Here is a 16,115-nt window from a genome sequence, read left to right as displayed (position 1 = left end):
CCGTGCCAGGTGCCCGCACCCTCCTCGCTGCCTGTCGGACAACTCGCCTACGGTGACTGACGTGACGTCGCCTTGGTCGGAGGGACAGGTCGCATCGGTCGCCGCCGATGCCGGCTCGCTCGCTGCCGCACGCACGCTCTCGGCGTCGTGGTCGGAAACGGGACACACCGGCACTGCGCTGTGGGGGCTGTGCCGAGGCAGCGGCAAGAGCCCGTACCGCACGGTGGTCGATCTGGACGGGCCTGCCTTTTCGTGTTCGTGTCCGAGCCGCAAGTTTCCCTGCAAGCACGCTCTCGGGCTACTGCTGTCGTGGTCGCAGGGCGGGGTCCCGGACACCGCCGATTCTCCGCCGTTCGCAAGTGACTGGCTGGGGCGACGAGCTGCGAGCGCAAGCGAGTCCGGTCCGCCCACTCCCCCGTCGGCCGCGCTCGCGAAAGCCGCCGAACGCCGCGCCGATCGGGTCGCCGCGGGCCTCGACGAACTCGACCTGTGGCTCACCGATCAGATCCGCGGTGGGCTGGGATCCACGGACACCTCACCCGCCGCATTCGATGCGGTTGCCGCCCGGATGGTCGACGCGCAGGCTCCTGGCGTCGCGTCCGCCCTGCGTCGGCTCTCCGTCACCGTCGCGATGCGAGCCGACTGGCCCGCCCGGTTGCTTCGTGAGTACGCCAAGCTGCATCTGCTCGTGGTCGCGCATCGCCGTCTCACCGAACTGCCGGAGCCGTTGCGCGCATCGGTCCGCACCCACGTGGGATACCCGGTCTCCACCGAGAAGGTGCGTGGTGAACCGGCTGTGCGTGATCGTTGGATGGTGCTGGGCGTCCAGACCACCGAAGAGAAACGACTCTTCACCCGCAAGGTGTGGTTACGCGCCCGGGACCGCGGCCGCTGGGCACTACTGTTGGATTTCACACACGGCGCACCGAACTTCGCGAACGCCGTTCCGCCGCTCGGTTCGCTCGTCGACGCAGATATTCACTTCTACCCCGGCGCAGCGCCGCTGCGCGCCCAATGGGGTGCGTGCCACGGTCAGGCAGAGCCGTTCACGACGCTTCGCGCGGGAGGCATCGACACGGCACTCGACGCCTTCGCCGACGTCATCGGCGCCGACCCGTGGATCCGCTCGTGGCCCGTGCTGCTGGGCGATGTCACGCCGACGGTCACGGAAGGCGGTTGGCTGCTGGTCGATGCGGAGGGGCGAGCGTTGCCGGTCACCGGCGACGAGAGGACTCTGTGGACGCTACTCGGGATCTCGGGCGGCCATCCGGTCACGGTGTGTGGTGACTGGAACAGTGAGGCACTGACTCCGGTCTCCGTATTCGACCGCGGCGTCGTGCACTCGCTCGGACCCGGAACAGCCCGGCCCGGCGCGATGCGCACGGTGGGCAGACGTCGATGAGTGAACTTCTGTCGACAGCCCTCCTCGGTACAGCCCGGTCCACTCCCGCACTGCAGGATCTCGCCACGGGCGAACTGGCACATTCGATTACCGGCGATCCCGCCGAAGTACTGCTGGGCGCGGCCGCTTTGGAAAACGCCTACCGGGACGGCGGGGTCACCGCTTCCGTGTACGTCTTGCCCGCACCCGCCGCCGACGACGACCGGCTGCAACTTCCCCCGGCGGCGGCCGGCCACCTGATGCAACTGCTCGCCGCCAAGTCGTGGACTCTGCCGGAGTGGTTTGCCGTCGCAGTCGAGCGCGGATACCGAGCGCCGGATCATCTCGTCGCCGATCTGTTGTCCGCGGCACGCAGTAACGACACTCACCGAGAGAACATTCTCCGACTCGCGGGACCACGCGGACAGTGGCTGGCCGCCCAGAACCCGGAATGGTCGGAGCTCCGGCGGACGGCCGATCGTCTCGAGGTGTGGCAGCACGGCTCCCATCCGGAACGTTTGCAGTGGCTCACGGCGATGCGCTCGATAAATCCCGCTGCCGCCGCGGCGGAACTGCGACGTACGTGGGATACCGAACGCGGCGAGCACCGGGCAGCGTTCATCACAGGATTGGCCACCGGGCTCGGCGATTCGGACGCCGCACTTCTCGAGCACGCACTCGACGACCGACGCAAAGATGTTCGCCAGCAGGCGGTCCAGTTGCTGCGCCAGCTTCCCCGCTCCGCGTACGCGCAGCGGATGGCTGCCCGCGCCCGCGCGTGGGTGCGGGTGGAAAAGAAGCCGCTTCGCACCCGTCTGGTGGTAAACATGCCGGGTTCGCTCGATGACTCGGCGCGGCGCGACGGGATCGAGAACGTCCACTTCAAGAACAAGGGGATTCGGAGCTGGTGGCTGCGAATGGTGGTCACCGCGGCACCCCTGTCGGTGTGGGAAGACATGATCGGATCCGCGTCCCAGGCTCTGGACATCCGCATCGAGGACCAATGGCGTGACGTGATGACCGAGGCCTGGGTCAACGCGACAGTGCTGCAGCGTAACCCGCGATGGGCGTCCGCCTTCCTACACAAGGAAGGCAGGCAGACCGAACGACGTGTCGTCCCCCTCGTTCCCGCCGGTGAGCGGCTCGACTACATACTCGCGGGGCACGCCGACTCCTACTTGCTGGGCGTGGACGGGACGGCGCTGTTCGAAGATCTTCCGCACCCGTGGCCCCTCGATCTCGCGCAACGAATCATCACGCGATTCGAGGACATGGCGGGTCGGCACGCCTCGACGGGCAAGGAGCTCGGGCAGTTCTCCCGGCACAGCCACTACTCGACGCTGCGCAGTGCAGAGACACACTTCCCGTTCAGCGCCGCTCCGCTGTTACACGCCGCCGCCGAACGCACCCGCGACCCGGGCTGGCAACAGGCGTTCTCGACGGCTGCCGCCAATATCGACCACCGCAGAACGCTGCTGAAGGAGCTCGAGTGACCGAGATCGTGGCCGGCCGGGCCGACCTGCTGCGTCCCCACGCCGAGCAGGACTACGCCGAAGAACTCGCTGTCCTCGCCGCTCAGGACACGCGCCCGCGGCCGCCGTCGTGGAAAATGTCGCCGTGGGCCGTCGTTACGTACCTACTCGGGGGCGAACTCGAGGACGGCACGGTGATCAGCCCGAAGTATGTCGGGCCCCGGCGGTTGCTGGAGGTCGCGGTCGCTACCCTGGCCACCGATCGGGCACTTCTACTGCTCGGCGTCCCGGGGACGGCCAAGACATGGGTGTCCGAACATCTTTCGGCCGCGATCTCCGGAACGTCGACACTTCTGGTCCAGGGAACGTCCGGAACGCCGGAAGAGGCCATCCGGTATGGATGGAACTACGCCCGGCTACTGGCCGAAGGCCCCACCACGGGCGCGCTCGTTCCGTCGCCGGTGATGACCGCCATGGAGAGCGGCCGGATCGTCCGCGTCGAGGAACTGACGCGTATCCCGGCCGACGTCCAGGACGCACTGATCACCTTGCTCTCGGAGAAGACTCTGCCTGTCCCCGAATTGGGCATCGAAGTGCAGGCAGCCAAGGGTTTCAACCTGATCGCCACCGCCAACGACCGCGACCGCGGCGTGAACGATCTCTCCTCCGCACTCCGCCGGCGTTTCAACACGGTGGTCCTGCCGCTGCCGGCCAGCGAGGAGGACGAGGTAGCCATTGTCACGCGACGCGTCGAGCAACTGGGTGCCTCATTGGAACTGCCGAAAATTCCTGCGACGGTCGACGAGATCCGCCGGGTGGTCACCGTGTTCCGCGAGTTGCGGTCCGGGGTCACCGCGGACGGCCGCACCAAGCTGAAGTCGCCGTCCGGCACATTGTCGACGGCAGAGGCCATCTCCGTGGTGACCAACGGATTAGCGCTCGCCGCACACTTCGGCAACGGCATTCTGGGTCCGTCCGACGTGGCAGCGGGCATCCTCGGATCCGTACTCAAGGATCCGGTGGCCGACAAGGTGGTGTGGACGGAGTACCTCGAAGCGGTTGTCCGCGAACGCGAGGACTGGTCGGACTTCTATCGAGCCTGCCGGGAGGTCACCGGGTGAGTTCCGATGTCCGTGTCTTCGGCATTCGCCATCACGGGCCAGGCTCGGCACGCTCGGTGCGACGTGCGCTCGACGCGTTCACTCCCGATGTTGTCCTGATCGAGGGGCCAGCCGACGCGGATCCACTGATCGCACTGGCCGCTGCCGAGGCCATGGAACCGCCGGTGGCATTGCTTGCCTACGCCACCGGTGAACCGAAGACGGCCGCGTTCTGGCCGTTCGCGGTGTTCTCCCCCGAGTGGCAGGCACTGTCGTGGTCCTTTGAGCACGGAGTCGACGTGCGGTTCTGTGATCTTCCGGCCGCTCACACGCTCGCCGCCGACTCCGCCGAAGCGGGCCGCGCCGACCCGTTGGCACAGCTCGCCGCGGCCGCCGGATACGACGACACCGAACGCTGGTGGGATGCCGTCATCGAATCCGATACCGGCGGTGAATCGTTCGACGCAATCACCGAAGCCATGTCAGCGTTGCGCGAGGCCACCGAACTCGACGAGGAGACCAGCAGACGCGAGGCCTACATGCGCCAGACACTGCGTAAGGCGATCAAGGGCGGCGCCCAGCGTGTTGCAGTGATCTGTGGTGCGTGGCACGCTCCCGCGCTCTCCGGAACCCTCGACCCCGCCAGCGCGGACACCCGAATCCTCAAGGGCATGCCCAAGATCAAGACGTCGCTGACGTGGGTTCCGTGGACCCACTCGCGACTGTCCACTGCCTCGGGGTACGGAGCAGGTATCACCTCACCGGGTTGGTACCACCACCTCTTCACCGCCACCGACCGCACGATTCCGCGATGGCTCACGAAGGTGGCCCGTGTGTTGCGCGCCGAGGACCTTCCGGTGTCGAGCGCGCACGTCATCGAAGCGGTACGCCTGGCAGACACACTGGCCGCCATGCGTTCACGTCCCCTGGCCGGCCTGTCCGAGGTCACCGAGGCTACCCGTGCGGTGATGTGCGACGGCAACGACGTCCTCCTCGACCTGATCACCCGGCGCCTCGTGGTCGGCGAGGCACTCGGCACCGTCCCGGACGAGACACCCACGGTCCCGCTCGACGCCGACCTGCGGGCCCGAGCAAAATCGCTGCGTCTGAAGCAGCAGGCCGCCGAGAAGACACTCGACCTCGATCTCCGCAAGGACATCGACGTCACGCGCTCCCGGTTGCTCCACCGCCTGCAGCTCCTCGGAGTCGATTGGGGCATCCCCGCGGACAGTGAGATCAGTGGCACCGGGACGTTCCGCGAGACGTGGTCACTCACCTGGAATCCGGAACTCGCGGTCGCCGTCATCGAGGCGTCGCTGTGGGGAACGACGGTCGAGGCTGCGGCCACCGCCAAGGTAGGTGCCGAGGCGGCAGCCGAGGCCGTCTCCCTCGCCCAGCTCACCGTTCTCCTCGAGCAGGCGCTGCTGTCGAATCTCACCGAGGCGTTGCCCGATTTGTTACGCGCGCTCGAGACCGCCGCCGCCCTCGACCACGATGTGATGCATCTGATGGATGCGTTGCCGTCCCTGACTCGAACCCTTCGCTACGGTGACGTCCGCGGCACCGACGTCTCCTCCCTCTCCCGCGTCAGCGACAGCCTCTTGGTACGCATCTGCGCGGGACTCGGATCGGCACTGTCAGGGTTGGACGACGACAGTGCGCTCGAGATGCGCCGGGCGGTCGACGGCGTCCATTCCGCCGTGATGCTGCGAGACGAGGATCATGCGTCGAAACGATGGCTGGCCACGCTCACCGGGCTCGTCGATCGCAGGGACGTGAACGGCCGTGTGATCGGTCGGATGGTCCGGCTGCTCCGCGACGCCGGTGCGGTCAGCGAAACCGAATCCGCGACCCGGCTGTCGCGGGCGTTGTCCGTCGGAGCCACACCGTCTGCGAAAGCAGGATGGGTGGACGGGTTCCTCGGCGGCGGCGGGTTACTCCTGGTCCACGATCGGGAACTGCTGCGCCTGCTCGACACCTGGGTGTCGGGACTGGGTGAGCAGGACTTCGTGGACACGCTGCCGTTGCTGCGGCGAACATTCGGCGCTTTCGAGACCGGGGAACGTCAGGCGATCGGGCAGTCGATTCAGGGCGGAGGCCGCAGCGAGGCGGCGGCCCCGTTCGACGCGCGGCGGGGCACCATTGCGATCCGGACGGTGGCCGACATTCTGGGAGTGACGTCGTGAGCGAAGACGCCGAACGGTTACGTCGGTGGCGGCTGCTGCTCGGTGACGCCGCCGAGGAATCGACCGGCGGGCTGGGGTCGAAATCGGATGCCGCGATGGACGGAGCGCTGTCCGCCCTCTACGACGCGAGCAACGAAGACACCGGTAGCCGGCGCCGCAGTGCGGGCCTGGGAAGCTCGGCGCCGAAAGTGGCGCGCTGGCTCGGTGACATCCGGACGTACTTTCCCAGCACCGTCGTCCAGGTGATGCAGAAGGACGCCGTCGACCAGCTCGGGCTCACCGAGTTACTTCTCGAACCCGAACTGCTGGACGCCGTCGAACCCGACGTCCATCTCGTCGGCACCCTGCTGAGCCTCAACCGGGTGATGCCCGAGACCAGTAAAGCTACAGCTCGTACGGTCGTCGACAAGGTAGTCCGGCAGATCGAGGAACGCATCGCGCACAAAACCCGGGCCGCGGTGACCGGCGCAATCAATCGTGCGGCGCGCACCACCAATCCGAAACTGCGCGATGTCGATTGGAATCGCACCATCCGCGCCAACCTGGCGCACTACCTCCCCGAGTACAAGACCGTGGTACCCGAACGGATGCTCGGGTACGGACGTCGATCCCAATCGGTGCACCGCGACGTCGTTCTCGCCATCGACCAGTCGGGGTCGATGGCGTCGAGCGTGGTCTACGCCTCCGTCTTCGGTGCCGTTCTCGCGACGATGCGGGCGCTGAAGACATCGCTGGTCGTATTCGACACGGTGGTCGTGGATCTGACCGAAAAGCTTGCCGACCCCGTCGATGTTCTCTTCGGCACCCAGTTGGGCGGCGGCACCGACATCAACCGGGCCCTTGCGTACTGCCAGTCGTTGATCGACCGGCCCACGGAATCACTGTTCGTGTTGATTTCCGACCTGTACGAGGGCGGGATCCGCACCGAGATGCTGCGGCGAATATCCGCCATGAAGACCGCCGGGGTTCAGGTGATCGTCCTGCTGGCACTGTCCGACGACGGCGCGCCCTCGTTCGATCACGACAATGCCGCGGCATTGAGCGGACTCGGAATCCCCGCATTCGCCTGCACCCCGGACATGTTCCCGGATTTGCTGGCGCTCGCACTCGAGCGCGGCGACATCGGCAAGTGGGTGGAAAGTGTGCGTTCGGGCTGACTGACGGTGACCGGGATCAGCCGGCGGCCATCCTGCGGTCGGTGCGCTCGAGTTCCGGATGGGCATCGGCACGGATCCTCAAGAGGATCAGCCCGGATACGGAAGCGACTATCAACGACGCCACCGTCCAATAAACGTGGAGCTCCGACACTCCGAGACTCGCCCCGACGAGGCCGAGGACGAACAGGCTCCACATGATCGCTTTGACTGGGGCGGTTCCCATTGCAATGCTCCTTCACCGAGATTGACGAACATCCCCCGTGAGTTCCGGTGTTGCGCGCAGAACGCTATCCGCGTCACAACCGCATTGCCCGCGCGACACGTCGGAAACGCCACAATCCGATACCAAGCCGAGACCGAGCACTCGTGAGTGCTTGTCAACCACGGGCGGTTGACAAGCACTCACGAGCGGGTTCAGATGATGCTGATGGTCCCCTGGGTGGTCGCCGACGCGAGGACGCGGAGGTGGTCGTCGATGCCGCCGAGGGTGTGCTCGATGGCCGTAAGCCGACTCACGTAGTGCCCGACCGGATACTCCGCCGTCATACCGATACCACCATGCATCTGGATCGCTTCCTGCCCGATCGTGCGGGCCGAACGGCCGATCTGCAGCTTGGCGCGGGAGGCGACGACCGGATCGACGGTTCCGTCGGCAAGCGACATCGTCGCGTAGAGACTCATGCTGCGCGCCAACTCCAGCAGCACGTACATGTCGGCCGCACGGTGCGTGAGCGTCTGGAACTTCGCGATCGGAACCCCGAACTGCTTGCGCGTCTTCAGGTACTCAGTGGTCAGCCGCAGCGCTTCCTCCATCGCACCGACCGCCTCCGCACACAACGCCGCCTGCGCCCGGATCTGCGCGCTCTCAATCGCCGACGACGCGTCGCCGCCTTCACCGAGAGGTTCCGCCGGGGCGTCCGAGAGTTCCACCTGCGCGGCCCGCAGTCCGTCATGGGTCGCATAGCCCGTGCGGGACAGCCCGGTGGCATCCGCGTCGACGAGGAACAGTCCGACCCCACCGTCCGGGAGTGCCGCCGTGACGACCAGCATGTTCGCACTACCCGCGTGCAGGACGGGGTTCTTGGTACCGGTGAGGGTCCACGCGTCACCGTCCTTCTTCGCGGTCGTCGACACCCGGGTCGACGGCCACCGCACACCCGGTTCCCGATCGGCGAACGCCAGCAGGAGGTTGCCCTCCGATACCTCCGGCAGGATCCTACGGCGTTGCTGCGCGCTACCGACCGTAGCGATCAACCCGCCCGGCACCAGCACCGCGTCGAGGACTGGTTCGGGGGCGAGGCGGCGGCCGATCTCGGTCATCACCGAAGCGACCTCGACCGGTCCGGCGCCCATTCCGCCGTCTTCCTCCTCGAAGCTCAGGCCCAGCAGTCCCACCTCGGCGAGTTGCTTCCACACCTGCGGGCTCCACCCCAGCTCGGTGTCGGTGACCGCATTACGCTTCTCCGCGTCATAGCTGCCGCCGAGGAGCTCCCGGGTGGTGTCGCGCAGCAGTTTCTGTTCGTCGGTCAGTTCGAAGTCCATGTCACGCCCTCACAATCCGAGGATCGAGGAGGCGATGATGCTGCGCTGCACTTCGCTCGATCCGCTGTAGATGGAAACCTTGCGGTAATTCAGATACGTCGGTGCCGTCCGCTGCGCCCAGAGCGGCGAGGAGATTCCGTCACCGGCGGCGAAGGGCAGGGAGTCGGGTCCCGCGACATCGGTCAACAATTCGAGGGTTGCCTGCTGCAACTCCGACCCCCGCAGCTTCAGCAGCGACGACGCCGGGTTCGGCTTTCCGTCGGCCGAGCTCGCGACCACCCGCAGCTGGGTGAGTTCGAGCGCGATGACCTCGTTTTCCAGTTCCGCGATCCGGGCGGCGAACAGCGGATCGTCGAGCAGGGTCCCCTCCCCGACCGCAATTTCCGCGGCGCGCTTCTTCGCCTGCGCGAGACGGACCTTGGAGAATCCCAGCCGGGTCACCCCGGTGCGCTCATTGCCGAGCAGGAACTTCGCATAACTCCAGCCCTGGTTCTCCTCGCCCACGAGATTCTCCGCAGGCACCCGCACGTCCTCGAAGAAAACTTCGTTGACCTCGTAGCCGCCGTCGATCAGTTTGATCGGACGCACGGTGACGCCGGGCGTCTTCATGTCGACGAGGATGAACGAGATACCGGCCTGCTTCTTAGGGGCGTCCGGGTTGGTGCGAGCGAGGACGAAGATCCAGTCGGCGTGCTGCGCGAGGGTGGTCCACGTCTTCTGACCGTTGATCACGTAGTCGTCGCCGTCGCGGACGGCGCGGGTCTTGAGCGACGCGAGGTCGGAGCCGGCCTCGGGTTCGGAGAATCCCTGGCACCACCAGATGTCGAGATTCGCGGTCGCGGGAAGGAACTTCTCCTTCTGCTCCTGCGAACCGAATGCCGCGATGACAGGGCCGACCATGCCGGTGTTGAATGCGAGCGGCTCGGGCACCGAGGCGAGCTGCAGCTCGTCGAGCCAGATGTGCTTCTGCACCGGCGTCCAGTCCCGGCCACCCCACTCGACCGGCCAGTGCGGCGTCGCGAGCCCGTTGGCGTTCAGAATCCGCTGCGACTCGATGAACCCTTCCTTCCCCACCTCTTCTCCGCGCGCGTACCGCTCACGGATCTCCGCCGGAATCTGCGTGGTGAAGAACGTTCGCATCTCGTCACGGAACGCCAGCTCCTCGTCGGTCAAGGCCAAATTCATCGGGATTCCTTCGCACTCGAGGTCGGATTCATGTTCTGGTCCGACGGTACCCCGCCCGCCCCCGACGCACCACGGCATCCCGCCGTGACTCCGTGCCCCCGGCGATGGCGGACACGGCGGAGCAGGTCAGGGCGTGTAGAGGACGAGAAGGAAGGCGCCCCCCGCCGCGTCGATCCGCGACTCCACCCGCAGGTCCGGAGCCAAGCGGGACAACCGGTCGAGCAACCACTCCGACGCCTGTTGCGCATCCGACTTTTCCGGGCAGCGCGCCACGGCGACGCGTCCGCCCTTGCGACTCAGCTGTTCGACCACGCCGATGATCGGTGCGGGATCGACGACGAACAACTTGTCCGGCCACGGTACGACCGGCTTGACCGCCCCCTTTTTCGTATTGCATGCGCGGTGCGCCAGACGTTCGACGCCACCCTTGGCCTTCGCCTTCTTCGCGGTGAGGACGCTGTCGATGCTGGGGCCGCGCGGGTCGTTGACCGACATGTCCGGATCCACCGGTTCGTCACACAGCCAGCAGCGCCACGATGCGCGTTCGCCGACCTCTTGGAGAGTGCTCATGCGCGCAAACGCTACTCGCGCCGACTAGAGGGGATCGAAGCCGGAGATGAGCCAGTCGTCGCCGGAACGGGTGAGTTCGACGTTGATACTCGTCGCCGTCGTGGCCGGTTCGGGTTCCGCGGAACTGGTGGTCGTCTGGTTCACGAACAGGAGGACCGTCGCCGTGTCGGCCTGTACGTCGACCGGACCGGCTGCAGAGACCGTGGCCTGGGTGGCGACCGAACTTTCCTGCGCGGCCGGCACCACCACCTCCGTGGTGAACTTCGAGTAGTAGTCGAGGAACTCACCCGTCAGCCGACCTCGGGCGGTGTCGACGACGCTCACCACGGTGTCCGGCGTGTAGGACAGCAGCGCGACCGCGCCCTGTGACGCGGTATCGGTCACCGCCGCGCGCGCGTCGTCGTCGACACGTTTGTCCGGCCGATACATCGTGAGGTAGAGGGTTGCTGCGAGCACGGCTGCCAGGGCAGTGAGTGCGGCCAGAACCGTGACCGACCTGCGCGGCTTCCGCCACCACCATCGGGCCGCGGCAGAGGGCTCATCGTTCGACTTCGACTCTGTGATCGGCGGTGTGGCAACTGGCAATTTCTGTTCTGCGCTCACTGGACGAACCCCGCTTTCACGATCTTGTACCGGCCGTCGTCGAGTCGCACCGTGACCCGCATCCGTTGTCCGCGGGGTTCTTGCGCGGGGCCGCCGGCATTGGACACCTTCTGTGCGACAGCGACGATCACGTCAGCGGAATCGCCGCTCTGCGATTCGATCGCAGCCTGCCGCACCTCCCCCTCGGACTGGACCCGCGCTTCCTGCATGACGGCGACGAGGTCCTTCGAGCGAGCCTCGAACTCGTCGCGGAATTCTCCCGCCGCGCCGTCGAGTACTCGCTGCACGTCCTCATCGGCGTGCTCGAAATTCATGGTCGTCAAGTTCACGACCCCTTGCCGGGCTGCGTCCAGAATCTCCGACCGTTCGTGGGCATCGCGCTCGGCCTGCCAATGCGAGTAGCCGAAGTACCCGCTGAGGGCCACGAGCGCCAGAGCTGCCACCGACAGCACGGCAGCGGCAATTGCTGCCCCGGACGTCCGCCCGGCCGACGGCCTACCCGATTCCTCGGCCAGTGCCGGCGGCGCGCCTACCGCAGTGTCCTCCTTCGACGGAGTTGGCACTTCTGGCGGGGCGTTGTCCACGCCGGGCTCGTCAGCCATCGAGTTCCTTCGGTCGACCGTATTGTTACCTGGATCACGCCGAATGCTACCCCGGCCGAATATCAGATATTTCTGCCCCATGGGCGCCAATGCCCTTCTCCGACGTAAAGGCTGTGTCGGACCACACGTACCGTCGGGTATCACTACTGTTGGAGACAAGGCAGGCGACTCGGAAGGATCCACGATGACCAGCGATTCAGGCGCGCGCAGCCGCGTGCAGTTCGGTGCCGGAGCGACGCCGGAGCTCGTCAGTTCCCAGGGTCGGACCATCATCGCCGACGCCGTGGTCGCCAAGATCGCCGGCATCGCCACTCGCGAGATCAACGGTGTCTACGACGTGGGAGGCGGCACAGCCCGCGCGGTCGGCGCACTCCGTGACCGAATCCCCGGCGCCCGGGTCAATCACGCTCAGGGGGTTGCCGTCGAGGTAGGCGAGAAGCAGGCCGCCATCGACATCGGCATCGTGGCCGAATACGGCGTCGCACTCCACGAACTCGCCGTCGGTATCCGCCGCAACGTCATCGCCGCCGTCGAGCGCATGACTGGGCTCGAGGTGACGGAAGTGAACATCACCGTCTTCGACGTCATGCTGTTCGAAGAACCCGAAATCGTGGCCGACTCGGACCTCAAACCGAGGGTGCAGTGACAGGGTCGCCGCTGCCGGACACCGGCACCGAAGATCTGTCGGAACGAGTTGCCGCCGCCGTCCTCGCCACTCCCGGGGTCGCCGCCCTCCACGGCGGCCAATTCGGGGAAATCGCTACCTACCTGCCTGGCCGGCGTGTCACCGGGGTGACCATCGGCCCGGCGTCGTGCGCCGTTCACGTAGCCGTGCGCTACCCGGCGAATGTGGTCGATACCGCCGAAAAAGTACGGGCTGCAGTCGAATCGCTGGTAGAGGTCCCCGTCGACGTGACCATCGAAGATCTCTTGACAGAGACAGGACAAGCGCAATGAACAGTACAGTCACAGGGCTGGTCGTCGGGTTGCTCCTGGCGATCGCCGGAATCCTCGGCGGATTCAGCGGTTTCGTCTTCGCGGTCCTCCTCGGCGCGGTCGGCATGGCGGTCGGGGCCCACCGCGACGGTCACCTCGATCTCGGCGCCATCCTCCGAAGCCGCGGCCGTGGCTGAACCCTCCCCTCCCGTATCGGCTGCCGGTGTCGACCAGGCGGCCGCCGACTACGACGCGTCCGGCCTGCGCGGCGAGTTGGAGATCAAAGAGCGCGCCATCGTGAAGATTGCCGTCGCCGCGGCCCTGCAGGTGCCGGGCGTCGTCAAACAGTCGGGCGGGCTGTCCCGCCTCACCGGTCGCGAACTCCCCCGCGCCGACGTGTCCACGGGCGCCGACGCCGTCGCAATCAACCTCTACATCGCGATGGGCTGGCCGTGCCGACTCGACATTCTGAGCCGCCGTCTCCGTTCGGAGGTGAGTCGTCGCATCGAGGACCTGACCGGAATGCCCGTGTGCGAACTGAACATCGTGGTCGCCGGAACGGAATCAGCTCCCGACGACGACGGTTCACCGGAGACGCCGTATTCGGACGACGATTCCCGTGCTCCGGACGAGCCCATTGTCCCGCCCCGACCACACACACCGCGGGCAACACCGGCCGCCGTCCCCGCCGCGATCATCATTGCCATCGCAGCTCTCGGCCTCGCACTCGTCTCTGCACGCGAACTCCTCATCCTGCGAGGCACTTTCGCGAATGCGCCCTGGATACGGAACACCGTCGAATGGCTGGGACGACTGCACTGGTCGGAGTGGATAGTCCCAGCCGCAGTGAGTGCGATCGTGCTCGGCGTCGTCTTCATCGTCGCGGCTGTCAAGCCTCGTCCCCGCACACACCTGCCACTACGGGTCGGCGACACACCGACCGTCTGGTTGCGGCCCACCGACCTCGCTCGCCATTGCAGCAGCCACGCACACACCGCACCGGGCGTGCAGTCCGCGCACACCACGGTCGACCGCAAGCACGTCACTGTCCGAGTGGTGCGCAGCGAGGCGTTTTCGGCAGGTGACGTCGCCATCTCGGTCCGCGAAGCGGTGGAACCGACCCTCTCGCTGCTCGGCACCGCACCCGAACTTCGAGTGCAGGTGAAGCCATGACCCATCGCAGCGCCGCCGTCAACCGTGTGATCGTTCTTCTCGTGGGGCTCATCCTCTTCGGACTCGGCGCCTACGCCATCGCGTGGGACCTCGGCGTACCGATCGTCCGGGAGTGGGTGTCGCATTACGACCGCGCACGGGTCACCTCGTTGCCCGAGGAGAAGTGGTGGGCGTGGGCGCTCGCCGCAACGGTCGTCGGGGGTGTGCTGTTCGGAACCGTGCTGTTGGCTCTCGATCTCACCAGGCGGCGCACCGCACCCGTTGCGGTGCCGGACCGCGACTCCGGAACCTTCGTCACCGTGGACCTCGGGTCGCTCGCCAGCGGCGTGTCGAGTGAACTTGCGCGATACCCGGGAGTGCGGCAGACACGTGCGCGGGCAGTGAACGAACGCGGACTACCCACCCTCTCCGTCGTCGTGACCGCCGACCCGACGATTGATCTCTCCGATTTCACCCGTAGATCGGAAGACCTCGCCGCCTGGATCGCGGCGACGGTCGGCGACAACCCAGTAGCCACTCAAATTTTGCTCCACCTCGACCGTGCCGATCAACCGGCACAAAATTCCGAGAGCTGACCCGCGGCACCCAGCGCACTCAGTACGTTCGAATCCATGGAGTATGTGGTGTTCTATGCGACCGATCCGAACAGCGCAGCGCGTATCCCCGACGTCTACCCACGTCACCGGGCGTACCTCGACGAGTTCGCGGCCCGCGGTGGCCTGCTGAGTATCGGCCCGTTCGACGACCCCGTGACAAACGGGTCGATGGCCCTCTTTGCGAGCAGGGAGCAAGCCGAGGAATTCATCGCGAACGATCCCTTCGTCCTCGAGGGAATCGCAATCCCCGGCGGCATCCGGGAGTGGGACGTGTTGAGCTTCCGCTGATGCGCAGAGGTAGGACGAAAACGCCAGTGGCGCCCATCCCAGAGGATGAGCGCCACTGGCGTGTAGTGCGCTGAATCAGTCGATCACAGGCAGGCGGATGCCTACTTGTTGATCTTCGTGACCTTGCCGGCGCCGACGGTGCGGCCACCTTCGCGGATCGCGAAGCGCAGGCCCTCGTCCATGGCGACGGGCTGGATCAGCTTGACGGACATCTCGGTGTTGTCACCGGGCATGACCATCTCGGTGCCCTCGGGGAGCGTCACAACGCCCGTCACGTCCGTGGTACGGAAGTAGAACTGCGGACGGTAGTTGTTGAAGAACGGCGTGTGGCGGCCGCCCTCGTCCTTGGACAGGATGTACGCCTGGCCCTCGAACTCGGTGTGCGGGGTGGTGGTGCCGGGCTTGACGACAACCTGTCCACGCTCGACATCTTCGCGCTTGATACCACGCACGAGCAGACCGACGTTGTCACCGGCCTGGCCCGAGTCGAGGAGCTTGCGGAACATCTCGATACCGGTGACCGTGGTCTTGGTGACCGTCTCCTTGATGCCGACGATCTCGACCTCTTCGTTGACGTTGACCGAGCCACGCTCGATACGACCGGTGACGACGGTGCCACGACCGGTGATCGTGAAGACGTCCTCGACGGGCATGAGGAACGGCTTGTCGGTCTCACGGACCGGGTCCGGGATCGACTCGTCGACCGCAGCCATGAGCTCGAGGATGTTCTTGGTCCACTCCGGGTCGCCCTCGAGCGCCTTCAGAGCGGAGACCTTGACGACGGGAGCTTCCTCGTCGAACTCCTGCGCAGCGAGGAGCTCACGGACCTCCATCTCGACGAGCTCGATGATCTCTTCGTCGTCCACCATGTCGGCCTTGTTCAGGGCGACGAGGATGTACGGCACGCCGACCTGGCGGGCGAGCAGCACGTGCTCACGCGTCTGGGGCATCGGGCCGTCGGTGGCGGCGACCACGAGGATGGCACCGTCCATCTGGGCCGCACCGGTGATCATGTTCTTGATGTAGTCGGCGTGACCGGGAGCGTCGACGTGCGCGTAGTGGCGCTTCTCGGTCTGGTACTCAACATGCGAGATGTTGATCGTGATACCGCGAGCCTTCTCCTCAGGAGCCTTGTCGATCTCGTCGAAGGCCGAGGCCTCGTTGAGATCCGGGTACGCGTCGTGCAGAACCTTGGTGATGGCCGCGGTCAGCGTGGTCTTGCCGTGGTCGACGTGACCGATGGTGCCGATGTTCACGTGCGGCTTCGTCCGCTCGAACTTCGCCTTCGCCACTGTGTGTCCTCCTGGACTGATTGATGCTTGCG

18 protein-coding genes are annotated in these 16,115 nt (G+C 66.3%); 11 read left to right on the top strand and 7 right to left on the bottom strand.

Annotated elements, in window-relative coordinates; translation table 11 throughout:
* The first annotated feature begins 61 nt into the window (after window positions 1-61).
* Genes NOF53_RS19570 through NOF53_RS19550 form a run of 5 tightly spaced genes read left to right on the top strand, consistent with a single transcriptional unit; the run spans window position 62 to window position 7,296 of the window.
* Window positions 62-1,402, top strand: a complete 1,341-nt coding sequence (locus tag NOF53_RS19570; protein ID WP_255971779.1) for an SWIM zinc finger family protein — start codon at window positions 62-64, stop codon at window positions 1,400-1,402.
* Window positions 1,399-2,874 (top strand): DUF5691 domain-containing protein, encoded by a 1,476-nt coding sequence (locus NOF53_RS19565; RefSeq protein WP_255971777.1) that lies wholly within the window; start codon window positions 1,399-1,401, stop codon window positions 2,872-2,874. The genes NOF53_RS19570 and NOF53_RS19565 overlap by 4 nt, the downstream gene beginning before the upstream one ends.
* Window positions 2,871-3,974, top strand: coding sequence for an ATP-binding protein (locus NOF53_RS19560; RefSeq protein WP_255971775.1), 1,104 nt, complete (start codon window positions 2,871-2,873; stop codon window positions 3,972-3,974). The genes NOF53_RS19565 and NOF53_RS19560 overlap by 4 nt, the downstream gene beginning before the upstream one ends.
* The gene (locus tag NOF53_RS19555) at window positions 3,971-6,139 is read left to right on the top strand and encodes a DUF5682 family protein (RefSeq protein WP_255971773.1); all 2,169 of its coding nucleotides are present in this window, start codon (window positions 3,971-3,973) and stop codon (window positions 6,137-6,139) included. Before NOF53_RS19560 ends, NOF53_RS19555 begins: the two co-directional genes overlap by 4 nt.
* Window positions 6,136-7,296, top strand: a complete 1,161-nt coding sequence (locus tag NOF53_RS19550) for a VWA domain-containing protein (protein ID WP_255971771.1) — start codon at window positions 6,136-6,138, stop codon at window positions 7,294-7,296. Before NOF53_RS19555 ends, NOF53_RS19550 begins: the two co-directional genes overlap by 4 nt.
* A gap of 16 nt (window positions 7,297-7,312) precedes the next feature.
* Here NOF53_RS19550 and NOF53_RS19545 read toward each other — a convergent pair whose 3' ends face one another.
* The 6 genes from NOF53_RS19545 to NOF53_RS19520 all read right to left on the bottom strand — a co-directional run bounded on the left by NOF53_RS19545 (window position 7,313) and on the right by NOF53_RS19520 (window position 11,798).
* The gene (locus NOF53_RS19545; protein WP_255971769.1) at window positions 7,313-7,519 is read right to left on the bottom strand and encodes a hypothetical protein; all 207 of its coding nucleotides are present in this window, start codon (window positions 7,517-7,519) and stop codon (window positions 7,313-7,315) included.
* Between the two features lie 191 nt (window positions 7,520-7,710).
* A complete protein-coding gene (locus NOF53_RS19540; RefSeq protein ID WP_255971767.1) occupies window positions 7,711-8,838 on the bottom strand; it encodes an acyl-CoA dehydrogenase family protein in 1,128 nt (375 codons plus the stop codon).
* A gap of 9 nt (window positions 8,839-8,847) precedes the next feature.
* On the bottom strand, window positions 8,848-10,023 hold the full coding sequence (locus tag NOF53_RS19535; protein ID WP_255971765.1) for an acyl-CoA dehydrogenase family protein: 1,176 nt from the start codon (window positions 10,021-10,023) through the stop codon (window positions 8,848-8,850).
* Window positions 10,024-10,149: 126 nt separating this feature from the next.
* Window positions 10,150-10,593 carry a hypothetical protein gene (locus tag NOF53_RS19530; protein WP_255971763.1) on the bottom strand — a complete coding sequence of 148 codons (444 nt, stop codon included), beginning with the start codon at window positions 10,591-10,593 and terminating at the stop codon, window positions 10,150-10,152.
* 24 nt (window positions 10,594-10,617) lie between these two features.
* Window positions 10,618-11,196 carry an Rv1363c family protein gene (locus NOF53_RS19525; protein ID WP_255971761.1) on the bottom strand — a complete coding sequence of 193 codons (579 nt, stop codon included), beginning with the start codon at window positions 11,194-11,196 and terminating at the stop codon, window positions 10,618-10,620.
* Window positions 11,193-11,798 carry an Rv1363c family protein gene (locus NOF53_RS19520; protein ID WP_255971759.1) on the bottom strand — a complete coding sequence of 202 codons (606 nt, stop codon included), beginning with the start codon at window positions 11,796-11,798 and terminating at the stop codon, window positions 11,193-11,195. The genes NOF53_RS19525 and NOF53_RS19520 overlap by 4 nt, the downstream gene beginning before the upstream one ends.
* Window positions 11,799-11,982: 184 nt before the next feature.
* On the opposite strand from NOF53_RS19520, the gene NOF53_RS19515 reads away from it, so the two are divergent.
* Genes NOF53_RS19515 through NOF53_RS19490 form a run of 6 tightly spaced genes read left to right on the top strand, consistent with a single transcriptional unit; the run spans window position 11,983 to window position 14,791 of the window.
* Window positions 11,983-12,444, top strand: coding sequence for an Asp23/Gls24 family envelope stress response protein (locus NOF53_RS19515; protein WP_255971757.1), 462 nt, complete (start codon window positions 11,983-11,985; stop codon window positions 12,442-12,444).
* Window positions 12,441-12,755 (top strand): Asp23/Gls24 family envelope stress response protein, encoded by a 315-nt coding sequence (locus NOF53_RS19510; protein ID WP_255971755.1) that lies wholly within the window; start codon window positions 12,441-12,443, stop codon window positions 12,753-12,755. Before NOF53_RS19515 ends, NOF53_RS19510 begins: the two co-directional genes overlap by 4 nt.
* Window positions 12,752-12,931: a DUF2273 domain-containing protein gene (locus NOF53_RS19505; RefSeq protein ID WP_109328047.1), complete on the top strand. Its 180-nt coding sequence runs from the start codon at window positions 12,752-12,754 to the stop codon at window positions 12,929-12,931. The genes NOF53_RS19510 and NOF53_RS19505 overlap by 4 nt, the downstream gene beginning before the upstream one ends.
* Complete coding sequence (locus NOF53_RS19500) at window positions 12,924-13,907, top strand: DUF6286 domain-containing protein (protein WP_255971753.1); 984 nt, start codon at window positions 12,924-12,926, stop codon at window positions 13,905-13,907. The genes NOF53_RS19505 and NOF53_RS19500 overlap by 8 nt, the downstream gene beginning before the upstream one ends.
* Window positions 13,904-14,482, top strand: a complete 579-nt coding sequence (locus tag NOF53_RS19495) for an Asp23/Gls24 family envelope stress response protein (RefSeq protein ID WP_255971751.1) — start codon at window positions 13,904-13,906, stop codon at window positions 14,480-14,482. Before NOF53_RS19500 ends, NOF53_RS19495 begins: the two co-directional genes overlap by 4 nt.
* Window positions 14,483-14,518: 36 nt before the next feature.
* Window positions 14,519-14,791, top strand: a complete 273-nt coding sequence (locus tag NOF53_RS19490; RefSeq protein WP_255971749.1) for a YciI family protein — start codon at window positions 14,519-14,521, stop codon at window positions 14,789-14,791.
* Between the two features lie 101 nt (window positions 14,792-14,892).
* Here NOF53_RS19490 and tuf read toward each other — a convergent pair whose 3' ends face one another.
* On the bottom strand, window positions 14,893-16,083 hold the full coding sequence (tuf, locus tag NOF53_RS19485; RefSeq protein ID WP_255971747.1) for an elongation factor Tu: 1,191 nt from the start codon (window positions 16,081-16,083) through the stop codon (window positions 14,893-14,895).
* Window positions 16,084-16,115: the final 32 nt, after the last annotated feature.

The organism is Rhodococcus tibetensis (genome assembly GCF_024438035.1).
GTDB lineage: Bacteria > Actinomycetota > Actinomycetes > Mycobacteriales > Mycobacteriaceae > Rhodococcus_F > Rhodococcus_F tibetensis.
This window is presented reverse-complemented; position numbering and strand designations above follow the sequence as displayed.